Here is a 393-nt window from a genome sequence, read left to right on the forward strand (position 1 = left end):
CCATGGCCGTGGACCGGAACGCTAACGGAACGGTGGTTAAAAGCTGGTGCGGCGCCAGGTGATCGGCGACTGAACTTTTCCCGGGATTGGCAGTCTCATTGCCCGACGTCGGTTGGGCTGACAGGAGTGCGGCCCCTCATGGCCGATGTTGATACACCTCAGGAGCTGGATCTGGAACTGGTCCGGCGCGTGCAGCACGGCGAGAGCGCCGCGTTTGATGTCCTGGTGCGCAAGTACCAGCATCGCGTGGTGGCCCTTGTCGGTCGCTACATCGCCGACTGGAGCGAATGTCAGGACGTCGCCCAGGACACTTTCATCCGTGCCTACCGCGCGATCGGAAGTTTCCGTGGCGATGCCCAGTTCTCAACCTGGTTGCATCGAATCGCCGTGAAT

1 protein-coding gene is annotated in these 393 nt (G+C 61.6%); it reads left to right on the forward strand.

Translation table 11 applies throughout. The features are described from left to right. Window positions 1–138: 138 nt before the first annotated feature. A partial coding sequence (locus tag AYO36_RS11020; protein WP_304439371.1) for a sigma factor occupies window positions 139–393 on the forward strand: 255 nt, incomplete at its 3' end.

Source organism: Exiguobacterium sp. KKBO11, assembly GCF_001644945.1.
Taxonomy (GTDB): Bacteria; Bacillota; Bacilli; order Exiguobacteriales; family Exiguobacteriaceae; genus Exiguobacterium_A; species Exiguobacterium_A abrahamii.